This window comes from Pedococcus sp. NPDC057267, assembly GCF_042668795.1.
GTDB lineage: Bacteria > Actinomycetota > Actinomycetes > Actinomycetales > Dermatophilaceae > Pedococcus.
Genome location: NZ_JBHUYG010000108.1, coordinates 1 through 13971, shown reverse-complemented (window position 1 = coordinate 13971; position 13971 = coordinate 1). Strand labels below are relative to the sequence as shown.

General features: G+C 70.7%; 12 protein-coding genes. 4 read left to right on the top strand and 8 right to left on the bottom strand.

The features are described from left to right. Together ACFUC1_RS17895 and ACFUC1_RS17890 are read left to right on the top strand one after the other, a co-directional pair. Nucleotides 1–563: RNA polymerase sigma factor (locus ACFUC1_RS17895; RefSeq protein ID WP_379122219.1), on the top strand; the 563-nt coding region annotated here is incomplete at its 5' end. 50 nt (nucleotides 564–613) lie between these two features. Next, on the top strand, nucleotides 614–1336 hold the full coding sequence (locus ACFUC1_RS17890) for a hypothetical protein (protein WP_379122218.1): 723 nt from the start codon (nucleotides 614–616) through the stop codon (nucleotides 1334–1336). An 84-nt stretch (nucleotides 1337–1420) separates the two neighbouring features. Here ACFUC1_RS17890 and ACFUC1_RS17885 read toward each other — a convergent pair whose 3' ends face one another. The 5 genes from ACFUC1_RS17885 to ACFUC1_RS17865 all read right to left on the bottom strand — a co-directional run bounded on the left by ACFUC1_RS17885 (nucleotide 1421) and on the right by ACFUC1_RS17865 (nucleotide 6858). Further along, nucleotides 1421–2311: an amino acid ABC transporter permease gene (locus ACFUC1_RS17885; RefSeq protein WP_379122216.1), complete on the bottom strand. Its 891-nt coding sequence runs from the start codon at nucleotides 2309–2311 to the stop codon at nucleotides 1421–1423. Then, complete coding sequence (locus tag ACFUC1_RS17880; RefSeq protein WP_379122214.1) at nucleotides 2308–2979, bottom strand: amino acid ABC transporter permease; 672 nt, start codon at nucleotides 2977–2979, stop codon at nucleotides 2308–2310. The genes ACFUC1_RS17885 and ACFUC1_RS17880 overlap by 4 nt, the downstream gene beginning before the upstream one ends. 93 nt (nucleotides 2980–3072) lie before the next feature. Continuing rightward, nucleotides 3073–3909 carry a glutamate ABC transporter substrate-binding protein gene (locus ACFUC1_RS17875; RefSeq protein WP_379122212.1) on the bottom strand — a complete coding sequence of 279 codons (837 nt, stop codon included), beginning with the start codon at nucleotides 3907–3909 and terminating at the stop codon, nucleotides 3073–3075. 23 nt (nucleotides 3910–3932) lie between these two features. After that, a complete protein-coding gene (locus ACFUC1_RS17870; RefSeq protein WP_379122210.1) occupies nucleotides 3933–4673 on the bottom strand; it encodes an amino acid ABC transporter ATP-binding protein in 741 nt (246 codons plus the stop codon). Between the two features lie 286 nt (nucleotides 4674–4959). Beyond that, nucleotides 4960–6858, bottom strand: coding sequence for a potassium transporter Kup (locus ACFUC1_RS17865; protein WP_379122208.1), 1899 nt, complete (start codon nucleotides 6856–6858; stop codon nucleotides 4960–4962). Between the two features lie 188 nt (nucleotides 6859–7046). On the opposite strand from ACFUC1_RS17865, the gene ACFUC1_RS17860 reads away from it, so the two are divergent. Further along, nucleotides 7047–7826 (top strand): hypothetical protein, encoded by a 780-nt coding sequence (locus tag ACFUC1_RS17860; protein ID WP_379122206.1) that lies wholly within the window; start codon nucleotides 7047–7049, stop codon nucleotides 7824–7826. A 113-nt stretch (nucleotides 7827–7939) separates the two neighbouring features. On the opposite strand, the gene dctA is transcribed toward ACFUC1_RS17860, so the two are convergent. Then, complete coding sequence (gene dctA, locus ACFUC1_RS17855; protein ID WP_379122204.1) at nucleotides 7940–9250, bottom strand: C4-dicarboxylate transporter DctA; 1311 nt, start codon at nucleotides 9248–9250, stop codon at nucleotides 7940–7942. A 61-nt stretch (nucleotides 9251–9311) separates the two neighbouring features. After that, nucleotides 9312–10472, bottom strand: coding sequence for a PrpF domain-containing protein (locus ACFUC1_RS17850; RefSeq protein ID WP_379122202.1), 1161 nt, complete (start codon nucleotides 10470–10472; stop codon nucleotides 9312–9314). 95 nt (nucleotides 10473–10567) lie between these two features. On the opposite strand from ACFUC1_RS17850, the gene ACFUC1_RS17845 reads away from it, so the two are divergent. Continuing rightward, nucleotides 10568–11479, top strand: a complete 912-nt coding sequence (locus ACFUC1_RS17845; protein WP_379122200.1) for a LysR substrate-binding domain-containing protein — start codon at nucleotides 10568–10570, stop codon at nucleotides 11477–11479. A 79-nt stretch (nucleotides 11480–11558) separates the two neighbouring features. On the opposite strand, the gene ACFUC1_RS17840 is transcribed toward ACFUC1_RS17845, so the two are convergent. After that, nucleotides 11559–12500: an ANTAR domain-containing protein gene (locus ACFUC1_RS17840; RefSeq protein ID WP_379122198.1), complete on the bottom strand. Its 942-nt coding sequence runs from the start codon at nucleotides 12498–12500 to the stop codon at nucleotides 11559–11561. Nucleotides 12501–13971 lie beyond the last annotated feature (1471 nt).

Genomic DNA, 13971 nt, shown 5'->3' with positions numbered 1-13971 from the left:
CGTCCGCGACCGGTTCCGAGGGGTCGGCCGACGACGACCTCGCGGCTGCCGCCCGTGGTGACCAGGCGGCGCTGCGGCGGATCTACGAGGACGTCGCTCCAGCGGTCCACGGCTACCTGCGGGGGCACGGGGCGCCCGAGCCCGAGGACGCCACGAGCGAGGTGTTCCTGGCCGTCTTCACCCGGCTGGAGTCCGTCACCGGCGGCTGGGAGGGCCTGCGCACGTTCGTCTTCTCGGTGGCGCACGCTCGGCTCGTGGACCAGCTGCGCCGGGCGGCGAGGAGGACGCCCTGCGTCCCGTACGAGCCGGAGCGCGACGATCGCGTGGAGCCCTCCGCCGAGGACATCGCGGTGCGGCGTGACGGTGCCGCCCGGGTTGCGTCGGTCCTGGCGGGGCTGCCGGACGACTACAGGGACGTCGTGCTGCTGCGGGTCGTCGCGGACCTCGGTGTCGCCGCGACGGCCACGGTGATGGGCCGCTCGGAGGGCGCGGTGAAACAGCTGTACCGGCGCGCGCTGCTGGCCCTGCGCGACGTCGTGGGGGACGAGGGGGTAACCGGATGACCCGGTCGGACGATGACGCACACGAGACGGCACGCAGAGAGGAGGACCCCGTGGAACCTGCGGACGACAGCGCGCTCGAGGGTTTCCTCCTGCGCGTCCAGGCCCTCGGGCAGGGACCTGCCCCCACGCCCAACGAGCGGCTGGCAGCCGTGCTCGGCGTGCCCGCGCCCGCTCGCGTGCACCGGATCGCTCCGCGGACCGTGGCCGGCGCGACGGCCCTGGCTGTCGCGACCCTCGTCGGCACCGGCTGGGCCGCTGCCGCCGCCGACCGGCTCCCCGCGCCCGCCCAGCGAGCGGTCTCACGTCTCACCGCGGGCTGGCTCCCCGGCATACCGCAACCGCAGGACCCGCGCACCGGTGGCGGGACGACGCCCCCGGCGGTCCTGCCCACCCCGACGACCACGGCGCCGGTGCCGACGAGCGGCGACGGGCAGCAGCAACCGGAGCGGCAGACCGTGGCGCCGGCGCGCCCGAGCGGCACGAGGAGCGAGGACACCGAGGGTCCCGACGGCGGGGACCGCAGCGGTTCGGGCTCCCAGGACCGTTCCGGGGAGGGCGAGGACTCCAGCAGCCCGAGCCCGTCCGGGACCCGCACGGCGCCCGACGCCGGACCGGAGGACGACTCGGCGTCGGGTGACGGCTCGACGGTCGGCACGACCCCTACCTCGACCAGCGGGAGCGGCGACGTCGCACCGGACGGGCAGGGAACCGGCTCCGACGACGAGCACGACGTGTCGGGTACGAGCTCGGGCGGCGCGGGCAGCGACGGCTGAGCCCTCCTGCCGGCCGGTGTGACGGCACTGCCCCGCCCCGGCCGGTCGACCCCGCCCCGGGGGGCAGGGGTCGCGACTGCCGAATCAGCGGGTGGTCGCCGGGGTGGCTCCCTCGTCGACCTCGGCATCGGCCGGACCGGCGGCGTGCAGCGTGGTGCGACCCCGGCGTGAGAGCCGCTTCTCGACGGACACGGCCAGCCGCGAGAGCAGGTAGTTCATGGTGATGAACAGGATCGCCGCCACGATGTACGCCGGAAGCGTGTTGGCGAAGGCCGACCCGAGCGTCTTGGACCAGTCGAGGAGCTCCTGGTAGGTGATGGCGGTGCCGAGGGCGGAGTCCTTGAGGACCGTCACGAACTGACCGATGAGTGCCGGAAGCATCGCCGTGAGGGCCTGGGGCAGCTGGATCGAGCGGAGCACCTGGCCCGGGGTCAGCCCGACCGACAGGCCCGCCTCACCCTGGCCCCGGGGGAGGGAGTGCACGCCGGAGCGCACCAGCTCGGCGATGACCGAGCCGTTGTACAGGGTCAGCCCGGTGACGACGGCGGCCAGCGGGTTGACGTCGTTCGCGAAGACCGAGTTCTGCGTGTACACGCCGAAGGCGAAGATCATCATGATCAGCACCGGCACCGAGCGGAAGAACTCGACGACGACACTGCTGACCCACCGCACGGGGGCGATGGTCGACAGTCTCCCGACGCCGAACACCAGCCCGAACACGGCAGCCAGGACGATGGAGATGAGGGCGGCCTTGACCGTGCCCCACAGACCGGGCACGAGGTAGTCGCGCCACACCGACCGGTCGGTGACGAAGGGCTTCCACATGAAGCCCTGCAGCTGGTTCGCCTCCGCCATCTTGCGGACGACGACCCAGCCGATGCCGACCACCACGACGACACCGACCGCGGCCAGCACGGCGTGCCGGCGTCGGGCCCGGGGCCCGGGTGCGTCGAACAGGACGGACTGCGCACTCATCGCTTCACCGCCAGGTGACGCGACAGGGACGTGAAGGCGAGCCCGAGCGGGAGCGTCAGGATGACGAACCCGATGGCGAACACGAGGAAGACCGCCGGTCCGCTGCCCTCGTTCTCGATGATGACCTTCATCTGGCCCGCGGCCTCGACCGAGACGATGACCGCGGCCACGGTGGTGTTCTTCACGAGCGCGATGATGGTCGAGCCGATGGGCGCGATGGCTCCGCGGAAGGCCTGGGGGAGCAGCACCTCGCGCATGCTCTGGCCGAAGGTGAGGCCGATCGAGCGTGCCGCCTCGGCCTGCCCGACGGGGATGGTGTTGACCCCGGAGCGGAGGGCCTCGCAGATGAACGCGCCGTGGTAGACCGAGAGCATCACGGCCGCCCAGCGGAACGCGTTGCCCTTGATGTCGGTCGGGTCGAGCTGCACGCCGAGGATGAAGCTCATCGCCAGGATGCTGAAGACCATGAGCAGGGTGAGCGGGGTGTTGCGGAACGTGTTGACGTACCACGTGCCCATCCAGCGGAACAGGCTCACCGGGGAGAGGCGCAGGACGGCGACGACCGTGCCGAGCACGAGGGACCCGATCGTCGCGAGGACTGCGAGCTGGATCGTGCCCCAGAAGGCGCGGAGGATGTCGTCGCCGTAGGTGCTCAGGATGTCACCCATGCAGGAACCTTCCGTTGCGGGAGAACGTGACTCGTGCGGAGGTATGCCGTCCGCCCGGCCGGGCGGGCGGCATGCGCCGGGAGTCGCGACAGGTCAGGAGCAGGCGTCCGGAGTGGGCGGGTTCTTGGCGTCGGGCTTGAAGCCGGCCGGGCCCAGGTTGTCGTCGACGGCCTTCTTCCAGGCGCCGGAGTCGACCATCTTCTTGAGCGCGGCGTTGATCTTCTCGCAGGTGGCGGTGTCGCCCTTCTTGATCCCGATGCCGTACCGCTCCTCGGAGAAGGTCTTGCCCACGACCCTGAGCTTGCCCTTGTACTGGTCCTGGGCGGCGTAGCCGGCGAGGATCGTGTTGTCGGTCGTGAGGGCGTCGACGCCCTTGGACACCAGGGCGGTGACGCACTCGGAGTACGTCCCGAACTCCTGCAGCTGGACGCCCGGGTACTTGTCCTTGACCTTCTGGGCCGACGTCGAGCCGGTGACCGAGCACAGCTTCTTGCCGGTCAGGGAGTCGGGACCGGTGATCGAGGTGTCGTCGGCGCGCACGAGCAGGTCCTGCCCGGCAATGAAGTACGGGCCGGCGAAGGAGACCTTCTCCTTGCGGGCGTCGGTGATCGAGTAGGTCGCGACGACCATGTTGACCTGGCCGGTCGAGATGAGCGTCTCGCGCTGGGCCGACGGCGCCTGGACCCACTGGATGTCCTTCTCGGAGTGGCCGAGCTCCTTGGCGACGTACTTGGCGACGTCGACGTCGAGGCCCTTGTAGTCCGAGCCCTGCTTCAGGCCCAGGCCGGGCTGGTCGAACTTGATGCCGATCTTGAACGAACCGCCACCGCCTCCGCCGCTGCCTCCGTCCTTCGCACTGTCGCTGCACGCGGCCAGGGCGAGCGCGAGCACCGATGCGGCGGCGACCGCGCCAATCTGGCGAACCTTCATGTGTTTCCTCCTGTTGTGGTGGGTCAGTGCGTGAGGATCTTGCCGAGGAAGTCCTTGGCGCGGTCCGAGGTCGGTGCCGTGAAGAACGTCTCGGGTGCGGCCTGCTCGACGATCTGGCCGTCAGCCATGAAGACGACCCGGTTGGCCGCCTTGCGGGCGAAGCCCATCTCGTGGGTGACGACGACCATGGTCATGCCGTCCTTGGCGAGGCCGACCATGACGTCGAGGACCTCGTTGATCATCTCCGGGTCCAGGGCCGAGGTCGGCTCGTCGAAGAGCATGACCTTGGGCTCCATGGCCAGGCTGCGGGCGATCGCCACGCGCTGCTGCTGGCCACCGGAGAGCTGGGCCGGGTACTTCTGCGCCTGGTGGGCGACCCCGACGCGCTCGAGCAGCTCCATGGCCCGCTTCTCGGCGTCCTTCTTCGGCGTCTTGCGCACCTTGATGGGGCCGAGCGTGACGTTCTCGAGGATCGTCTTGTGGGCGAAGAGGTTGAACGACTGGAAGACCATGCCGACGTCGGCGCGCAGCTGCGCGAGCTCCTTGCCCTCCTCGGGCAGGGGCTTGCCGTCGATGGTGATCGAGCCGGTCTCGAAGGTCTCGAGCCGGTTGATGGTGCGGCACAGGGTGGACTTGCCCGAGCCGGAGGGGCCGATGACGACGACGACCTCGCCCTTGCCGATGGACAGGTTGATGTCCTGCAGGACGTGGAGGTCGCCGAAGTGCTTGTTGACGCCTTCGAGGACGACGAGTGGCTCCGTCATGCGGGGCAACCTACCCGTTGCCGGACTTTCCGTCCTCGCCCGGCCCCCCGAAACCGGGGCGAAGCGGGCCAGTCGGGCGCATGGTGGTAAAGGTTTCGTCCGGATCCGATCGCGGCCGGTGATGAGGAGTAGCCTCGAGGTGGTAGTCGGGCGTGCACCCCCGTCATCGGCCCGCCACCGCGCCAGGAGATCCCTCGGGACCCCGGCGGCGCGACCTCCGGGTCGCGCAGTGCCCCCGCCGGGTTCCCACAGCGGGGGCACTGCTACGAGGCGCGCTCCGCGGCGCTCAGAAGACCACGGTGGCACCCATCGCGACGGTGCGGTCGGCGGGCAGCCGGAAGTACTCGACCGGGGACGCCGCGTTGTGCGCGAGGGCCAGGAAGAGCCGCTTGCGCCACAGGGGCAGCTCGCCGTCCTGCCCGCGCTGCAGGGCGATGCGGGACAGGAAGTAGTAGGCGTCGTCGGGGTCGACCTCGACGAGGCCTCGGTCGCGCGCCAGCCTGAGGGCGGCGGGGATGTCCTGGTCCTCCTGGAAGCCGAACCGCAGGGTGAGGTGGGTGATGGCGTCGTAGGGGTCACCGAGGTCGTCGACCTCGACGCGGTCGGCGTCGGCCACGACGGGGATGTTCTCCGACGTGGTGCTGACGATGAGGACCGTCTCGTGGATCACGTGGTTGAACATCGCGTTCTCCCGCAGCGCCAACGGCGTCGAGGCCTTGTCGGGGTGCAGGAACACCGCGGTGCCGGGGACCTTGCCGACCGGTTGGCCCTGCAGCCAGTCGACGAACGGCTCGAGCGGGCCCTCCATCGCCGAGCGGCGGTCGGTGACGAGGGTGCGGCCGCGCTGCCAGGTGAGCATGACGGTCGCCACCATCACGGCGATGAGCAGGGGGAGCCAGCCACCGTGCAGGACCTTGGTCAGGTTGGCCCCGAAGAACGTCAGCTCGAGGACGAGCAGCGGTACGGCGAGCAGGGCCAGCTGCAGGCGGCTCCAGCGCCAGGCCGACTCGGCCAGGATGAGGAACAGGGTCGTCGTGATGAGGAACGTCCCGGTCACCGCGAGGCCGTACGCGGTGGCGAGCCGCTGCGAGGACTGGAACGTGAGCAGCAGCAGCATGACGCCGACGAACAGCGTCCAGTTGACCGCGGGCACGTAGATCTGGCCCTGCTCCTGCCGGGAGGTGTGGCGCACGGTGAGCCGCGGGAGGTAGCCGAGCCTCTCCGCCTGACGCGACACCGAGAAGGCGCCGGAGATGACCGCCTGCGAGGCGATGACCGTCGCGGCCGTCGCCAGGACGACGAGCGGGACCCCGAGGGCGTTCGGGGCGAGGTGGAAGAACGGGTTCTCCGCGGTCTCGGGGTGCTGCAGGATCATGGCGCCCTGGCCGAGGTAGTTCAGCGTCAGCGCGGGGAAGACCACGACGAACCAGGCCCGGCTGATCGGCCCGCGCCCGAAGTGGCCCATGTCGGCGTACAGCGCCTCCGCCCCGGTGATCGACAGCACCACCGCGCCCATGGCGACGAAGGCGATGAACGGGTGGTCGACGACGAACAGGACGGCGTGGTGCGGTGACAGGCCGCCGAGGATCGCCGGGTCCTGCACGACCTGCGCCGCGCCCAGCACGCCGAGCACGAGGAACCACAGCACCATCACCGGGCCGAAGAAGCGACCGACGAGCTGGGTGCCGTAGCGCTGCACCCCGAACAGCAGGGCGATGATCGCGGCGCCGATGGGCACGACGAGGTGGCCGAGCTGGGGGGCTGGCACCGAGAGGCCCTCGATGGCCGACATGACCGAGATGGCGGGGGTGATGACGCTGTCGCCGTAGAAGAGCGAGGCACCGAGCACGCCGAGCAGCATCACGAGGGTGAACCGCCTGCCACCGGGGCGCACCGAACGCCTGGCCAGGGCCGCGAGGGCCATGACCCCGCCCTCGCCGTCGTTGTCCGCCCGCAGGATGAAGTACACGTACTTCACCGACACGACGAGCGTGATGGCCCAGAACACCAGCGAGATGACGCCGTAGACGTCGCCGGGGGAGGTCTTCACCATGTTGTGGTCGATCGAGAAGACCGTCTGCAGGGCGTACAGGGGGCTGGTCCCGATGTCGCCGAAGACGACGCCGAGGGCGGCCAGCGCAAGTCCTGCGCCTCGACGCGGGGTGTGGCCCGATTCGTGTGTCACAGGACGATGATCCTCCCACGGACCTGGTGCCACCTCGCGCACAGGTCCGGGTGCCGGCGCCGGTGTGCCGGGTGACCGGCTGGCGCGCGCGCCGGACGTCACCCTTGTGGCCGAGGACGTGAGCGCCCGTGCCCGGTAGACCAGTCGGGTCCGGCCCGCCCCAGGGCCGCAAGAGAAGGGGTCGACACATGATGAAGGGAACGCGGACGAAGGTCCTCGCAGCGCTCGCCCTCGCCGGAGCCCTCGGGCTGACGGGAAGCCCGGCCATGGCCGCGGGTTCCGGCGCGGCCACGGCATACACGTGCACCGGCGGCGACGTCCCTTCCGGGACGTACTCGCGCATCACCGTCACGGGCATGTGCTCGGTGGGCGCCGGGGCCGTGATCCACGTGGTGGGCAACATCGACGTCATGGCCGGTGCCATGCTCGACGCCCAGAGCGCGCCGTCGACGATCACCGTGGGGCACAACGTCACCGCTGCCGAGGGCTCGCTCGTCGGCCTGGGCTGCCAGCCGCCGTCGTACACGGGCAACTCCGCCCACGCCTGCACGGTCGACCCCGAGGGCCACTCGACCATCAGCGTCCAGGGCAACGTCGCCGCCAGCGGCGCGCTAGCCTTCCTGCTCAACGGGGTCACCGTCAACGGCAACGTCACCTTCACCGGCGGCGGCTCGGAGATCCCGTGGTCCATCAAGAACAACACCATCGGGGGCAACCTCACGGTGAGCGGGCAGACGAGCGAGTGGCTCGGCGTGCTCTTCAACCGGATCGCCGGGAACACGACGCTGACCGACATCACGATCCTCGACGAGCACCCCGGGGCTCCGGGCGTCTACGTCGTGCGCAACACGGTCGGCAAGAACCTCACCTGCACGGGGCTGACGCCGGGCGTGTCCGGCGGGTTCGTCCCCGGCAGCGTCAACGTCGTGGGCCGCAACGCGATCGGGCAGTGCGCCTCGCTCGTCTGAGGTCCAGCAGGCCAGGTACCGAGCCGCCCGAGCCCACCGGCCGCCCCACGTCGGGGTGGCAGGTGGGCTCGGGTGCCCCAGGCGGGGCGGCTCCAGGAGCCGCGGGCGCCGGGTCAGTGGGTGGGCACCGCCGCGGCCAGGGCCCGCCTCTCGGCGGGGGAGGGGACGAAGCCGGAGCTGAGCTCGGTCCGCAGGACCTCGGTGTCCAGCGCCTTCTGCCACCGCGCCACCGCGATACAGCACACGACGTTGCAGACGGTGCTCGTCAGGGCGCGCGCCTCGCTCATGAAGCGGTCGATCCCCACGATCAGGGCGACACCGGCCACCGGCACGTGCGGCATGACGGACAGCGTCGCCACCAGGGCGACGAAGCCGCTGCCGGTCACACCGGCCGCCCCCTTCGAGGTGAGCAGCATCATGCCGAGCATGAGCGCGATCTCGCCCCAGCCCAGGTGGATGTCACAGGCCTGGGCGATGAACATCGAGGCCAGGGTCAGGTAGACGGCCGTGCCGGTCAGGTTGAAGGAGTAGCCGGCCGGCACGACGAGCCCGACCACGCCGCGGTCGCACCCGAGCCGTTCGAGCTTGGACAGCAGGCGCGGCAGCACCGGCTCGCTCGACGAGGTCGCGAGGACGATGAGGATCTCGTCGCGGAAGTACTTCAGGACCTGCCAGAGGCTGACGCCGCTGGCCCTCGCCACGATGCCCAGGCCGACGACGACGAAGACGACGCACGCCAGGTAGAAGGCGAGGATCAACAGGCCCAGGTTGCCGATGGAGTGGGCGCCGTACTTGCCGACGGTGAACGCCATGGCGCCGAAGGCGCCGATCGGCGCGAACCGCATCAGGAAGCCGAAGACGACGAAGAAGAGGCGGTTGAAGCTGTTCACGACGTCGAGCGCGAGCTGCCCCGTCGGCCCCAGCCTGGTGAAGGCGAAGCCGCACAGCAGGGCGAGCAGCAGGACGGGGAGGACCTGCCCGTCGGCGAAGGCGCCGACGAACGTCGTCGGGATCAGCCCGAGCAGGAACTCGGCCGGCGTGCTGTCCTTGAGCTCGCCGCTGACCTTGGCCGCCACGCTGCCGTCGAGGTGGGCCGGGTCGACGTGCATCCCCGTGCCCGGGTGGAGCAGCAGGACCGCCCCCAGGCCGAGGGCGAGGGCGAGAGCCGTCAGGGCGTAGAAGAGCCCGAGAGCCCGCAGGAGCGTGGGGCCGACCTTCTTGACGTCCGTCATCGAGGTGATGCCGCTGACGATGGTGCAGAACACGATCGGCGCGATCATGAACTTCACCAGCTTCACGAAGGCGTCACCGAGCGGTTTGAGGCCGGCACCGAAGTCGGGCCACAGGGCTCCGACGAGGATGCCCAGCGCCACACCGAGAAGGACCTGGACGTAGAGGTGCCCGAGGATTGGTTTGATCTTCATTGAACAACTTCCTGGGTCGGCCCCTCGTGACGAGAGGCGCTTCTGAGGGTAGGGGTGTCGCCTAGGCCACGGTCCGTGCGACCTCGATCTGGGCGACTGCGAGCTGTCGGGCAGCGCGGTCGAGGACGACCTCGACGACGGCGCCGTCCGCGTCGGTCACGACCTCGGTCGTGACCACCCCCGCAGGGGTGCCGATGCGCAGCCGGCGCGTTCCCTCCGCGTTGGGGGAGGGACGCAGGCTGCGGGCGACGAGCGAGCCGGGGATGGTGGCCGCGGTGGAGACCGCGACGGCCGAGGTCAGGCCGATCGCGGGGTGGGGGGCGAACATCGAGAGCATCCGCACCCGCAGGTCGTGGGTGTCGGCCGCGATGTGCGACCCGTCGGCCGCCGTGTACGGGGCTGGGGGAGCGACCAGCCCGACCTTCGGGATCGCGTGCTGTGGCGGGTCGTCGGCGGAGCGCAGCCCCATCGCGAGACCGGCGGCAGCCCGCAGCTCCAGGAGCTCGGGCATCCGGTCGTCGAGCGGCGCCGTCATGGCGCGGAGGTCGACGCCGAGGTCGACCGCGGGCGCAAAGACGGCCGGAGCGCCGGCATCGACCATCGTCACCGCGGGAGCGGCGCCCCCGGCGAGCGGGAGCGGGTCGCTGGCGCTGCCGGTTGGTAGCAGCGCCCCGGTCGTCTGCCCCCAGGGCGCGTGGAAGGACAGCCGTACCGGGACACCCGGTGCGGTGCTGCCGGGGACGCGCGCCTGTCCGGAGGTGGGGACCCGTCGGCGGGGCGTGGCGACGGTGCCGCTCAGGACGGCCTCGGTGTTGAGGTTGCGCATGGTGACGCGGGTGGCGACGTCCCCAGCGGCCACGATCCCGTTCTGCACAGCGTACAGGGCGATGGCCGTGGCGCAGTTGCCGCAGTTCGAGCCCAGCTCGACGGTGGCCTGGCCGATGCCGACCTGGGCGAAGAGGTAGTCGAGGTCCGCCGGCCCGTCGGGCGTGGCCGTGATGACGGCCGCCTTCGAGGTGGTCGACGTCCCGCCCCCCACGCCGTCGAGCTGCCGGGAGTCCGACGCCCCGAAGGCGTCGGCGAGCAGCTTCAGGACGTCGCTGCGCGTGGCCGCGTGCCGGGCCACGTCACCGGCGTCGAACAGCCAGCACTTGCTGGTGCCGCCTCGGTACCACTGCCCCCGGAGCTGCACGTCCTTCTCCTGTCCGTCGAGGGGGGCCACGGTGACCCCTGCCTGCGCACCACCATCGCGAGTCCGAGGCTTCAGCACAATCACAGGAAAATTGACTCATGTGCGCTCTTGCTAAAGTCTCAGCCATGGCGGACCTGGACCTGCGACGACTGCACGTGCTGCGCGAGGTGGGCCGGTCGGGATCGCTGACCGCGGCCGCGGCGGCCCTGTCCTTCACGACGTCGGCCGTCTCGCAGCAGGTGACGAAGCTCGAGCACGAGATGGGGGTGCCCCTGCTCGAGCGCCATCCGCGCGGTGCGGTCCTGACCGAGGCCGGGAGAGCGCTGCTGCGGTATGCGGAGGAGATCGACCGGACCATCGACGCGGCGCGCGCGGAGATGGGGGAGTTCGCGGGCCTGCGGCGTGGGCAGCTGCGCATGGGGACGTTTCCCACGGTGGGGGCCTCCCTCATGCCCGAGGTCGTCCTGGCGTTCCGTGCCCGCCACCCCGACGTCGCCGTCACCGTCGTCAGCGCCCGCCGCGACGGACTCGTCGAGCGGCTCAAGCGGCGCGACATCGAGCTGACGTTGCTCTGGGACTACCCCTGGCAGCGCGTCGAGGACGCCGACCTCACGACCACCACGCTGCGCACGGACCCCACGCTCCTGCTCCTCCCGCGCAGCCACCCACTCGCAGGGGCGGACGTGGTCAGGGTGGCCCAGCTGCGCGACGAGCAGTGGGTCGTCCGCGACGAGCACCCGGTCGCCGACGTGCTGCGGCGCGTGTGTAGGCGGGCGGGCTTCGACCCCGAGGTCGCCTTCGCCGCCAACGACTACCAGGAGACGCAGGGCATGGTTGCGGCCGGGATCGGGATCGCCCTGGCCCCACAGCTCGCGCTCAGCGCCCTACGGCCCGACGTCGTGGCCGTCCGGCTGCGCGACTCACCCAGCCGCCGGATCCTCTTGGCCCACCGCGCGGACCGGAGGTTGAGTGCGGCTGCGCGCGAGGCCACAGCGGTGTTCCGCTCGGTGGCTGCCGGCGGCGCCGACCGCGGGTAGAGCTCGGCTGGACCTCGTCAGCACTGGCCGGCGACCGCCCAGGCAGCGTCAGGACTCGACGGGGATCGCGCAGACCTCGTCAGGACTCGACGGCGACCGCCGGCCACCCCGGCTCGGCCACCGGTGTGCCGGAGGGCCTGGCCACCTCGTCCCTGCTCCCGACGGCCGGCGGCGATGACGCGACGACGTCCTCGCGGGGACGCCCGGCCGCGGGGGTCGGCTCGGTGGTCTCGGCCGGCCGCGTCTGGCCGGTGGGCTCCTGCTCGTCGGCCGGACCTGCCGGGTCCGGCACGGCAGCCAGGTCCGGCTGCCCGGCACCGGACGTGGACGTGGACGTCGTGTGGAGGGTGTTGGTCTGGTCGACGAAGTGCCGGGCGATCTCGCGCAGGTCGACGCCGCTCTTCTGGGACAGGGTCGTCAGGTAGGCGAAGGCGGCGTGGTCGTCGAGGCCGAAGCGCTCCATGGCCAGCCCCACCGCCTTGCCCACGACCCGGTTGGTCTCGAGGGCGACCATGAGCTGGTGCTCCCGTTGCGCCTGCGCGAGCGCCAGTGCCGCCTGGCCGGCGAGGAGCTTGGCCTGCGCCAGTCGGGTCATGTCGACGGGCAGGTATGCCGCGGAGTACAGGTTCAGGGCACCGAACGTCTTGGTGCCGAGGATGAGGGGAACGCTGAGGATCGACCGCACGCCGGCCTCGACGGCGCGGGACGTGAACGGCGCCCAGCGGTGCTCGCTCTCGGTGTCGTCGGTCACGACGGTGTGGTCCTCGCGCAGGGCGGTGAGCCCGGGTCCCTCGTCGAGGTCGTTCTGGAGGGAGTCGAGGTCCCAGACGAGCTGGTGGTTCGCGACCAGGGTGGTGTACGTGCCGGACCGGTTGGCGCCACTGATCCCGATGAACGTCCCGGGTGCCCACATCTCGGCCATGTCGAGGAGCGACTCGAGGGCCGGGAGGACGGCCCCTCCGCACCAGGCGGAGGCGCGGCCGTCGAGGGCGACGAGGTTGGTGGAAGGCGAAGGCTTCACGGCGACTCCAGTCGACTGCGGTGAGATGATCACCAAGCGGTCGCATTGCTGGAACGAGTCGCCTGAGGGTCACGAACGGTGCCCATCGAGCCCCGAGCCGGGACCCAAGGCGAACTGTACGCCATGGCGGCCGACAAAGCACCTGACCTGCGATGTTATTCCACACCAGTCACTCGAGGGGGCGAGACCGAGGCTCGTGAGGACGCGGGTGATGGTGTCGCTTGCCCGACTGGGAGAGGTGCATCCAGTCGTCCCCCAGGAGCCCGGTCCTTGATCTTCAGTGGGGTCTCGCGGTGCGTCCGCCAAAAGGACGGCCGCGGCTCGTCCCTGAGGAGCAGCCGCTCTGTCCACGGCGCCTCCTATCCTGAGGTGTTGGTGACGCGGGCATCGTGCAACGACCGGGCCCGTGCGCTGAGGTCTTCGAGTCTCAGGGAGTCGGACCGACGACCGCCGCCATGACAACAGACCGAGTGGCTCAGGGGGTGTGCATGGTCTCGCGTCGCATGCGGAGGCGGTGGAGCCGGCGTCGGCGTTCGGGGCTGTCGCCCGCGGTCGCGGACACGTTGCTCGTGATGGCTGCGACGGCAGTGTCACTCTTGGCCGTTCTCGTCTTCATCGTTGGTCGGAGCTTGACGTCCGGAGGCTGGTGAAGGTTCGGCGACGCTGACGCGAGGTGATCCTGCATCACACATTTGACGGAGGCGCCGTGCTTCATCCAGGAGCAGTGTGATCAACCGGACGCTTGGCACGCCCAGGCGTTGACGGGGATTGCAGGGGACGGTCGCCCAGCCGGGAGGTGGGGGATGGTTCCGGCCGGGCGACCGCCTGTCCGTTGCGCTCAGGGTCGCTCGAAGCGACGGCTTGGGTTACGGGCTGCACGACGTGCGACGACCGAACGCCTGGGACTGCCCCGTTCGAGCTGAATTAGCCGGACCTGTCAAGCATCAGCCGAACCAAACGTCAAACATCACGCGGAGTCATACAGAGTCATAGAGAAACGTGGTGGGGCAGGTCGGGCTTGAACCGACGACCGACGGATTATGAGACGTCCGGAAGCGGCAGGCCACGCGCCGATCTGAGCCAATTCGTGCTCAGTTGGTGGTGGTTCGCTGACGTGCTCCGGGGGCCATTTTCAAACTGGTGTGCCACCCCTGCGCCACAAGCGCCGGTCCGAAACCACGCGGGTCTGCGCAGTGACCTCGAGCCCGGCTGGCTGGGAGGCGTCCGGCTGCGATGCCGGTACGGGAACCGACCCAACGGGTCTGAGGACCGAAGCGGCAGCTGCGGTGAGGGCTGGGGCTTGCGGCAGCCGAGCACGCGCCGGCCCCTGCCGTCCCCAGCGCAGTAGAGGGTGATGGCGCCTGAGCTGAGAGCAGCGTCCTGGTACTGGTCCGGGGCGCTGCTCATCTGCGTGTTGGCGTGGGGTGCGGTGGGGTGCGCGAGGACGGCGCGCCAGCGCCGCCCGCAGCGC

Bases quoted from the DNA above. Each gene is read 5' to 3' on its own strand.
- ACFUC1_RS17885 (WP_379122216.1), bottom strand. From the start codon at position 2,311: ATGAGTGCGCAGTCCGTCCTGTTCGACGCACCCGGGCCCCGGGCCCGA.
- ACFUC1_RS17880 (WP_379122214.1), bottom strand. From the start codon at position 2,979: ATGGGTGACATCCTGAGCACCTACGGCGACGACATCCTCCGCGCCTTC.
- ACFUC1_RS17875 (WP_379122212.1), bottom strand. From the start codon at position 3,909: ATGAAGGTTCGCCAGATTGGCGCGGTCGCCGCCGCATCGGTGCTCGCG.
- ACFUC1_RS17870 (WP_379122210.1), bottom strand. From the start codon at position 4,673: ATGACGGAGCCACTCGTCGTCCTCGAAGGCGTCAACAAGCACTTCGGC.
- ACFUC1_RS17860 (WP_379122206.1), top strand. From the start codon at position 7,047: ATGATGAAGGGAACGCGGACGAAGGTCCTCGCAGCGCTCGCCCTCGCC.
- dctA (WP_379122204.1), bottom strand. From the start codon at position 9,250: ATGAAGATCAAACCAATCCTCGGGCACCTCTACGTCCAGGTCCTTCTC.
- ACFUC1_RS17845 (WP_379122200.1), top strand. From the start codon at position 10,568: ATGGCGGACCTGGACCTGCGACGACTGCACGTGCTGCGCGAGGTGGGC.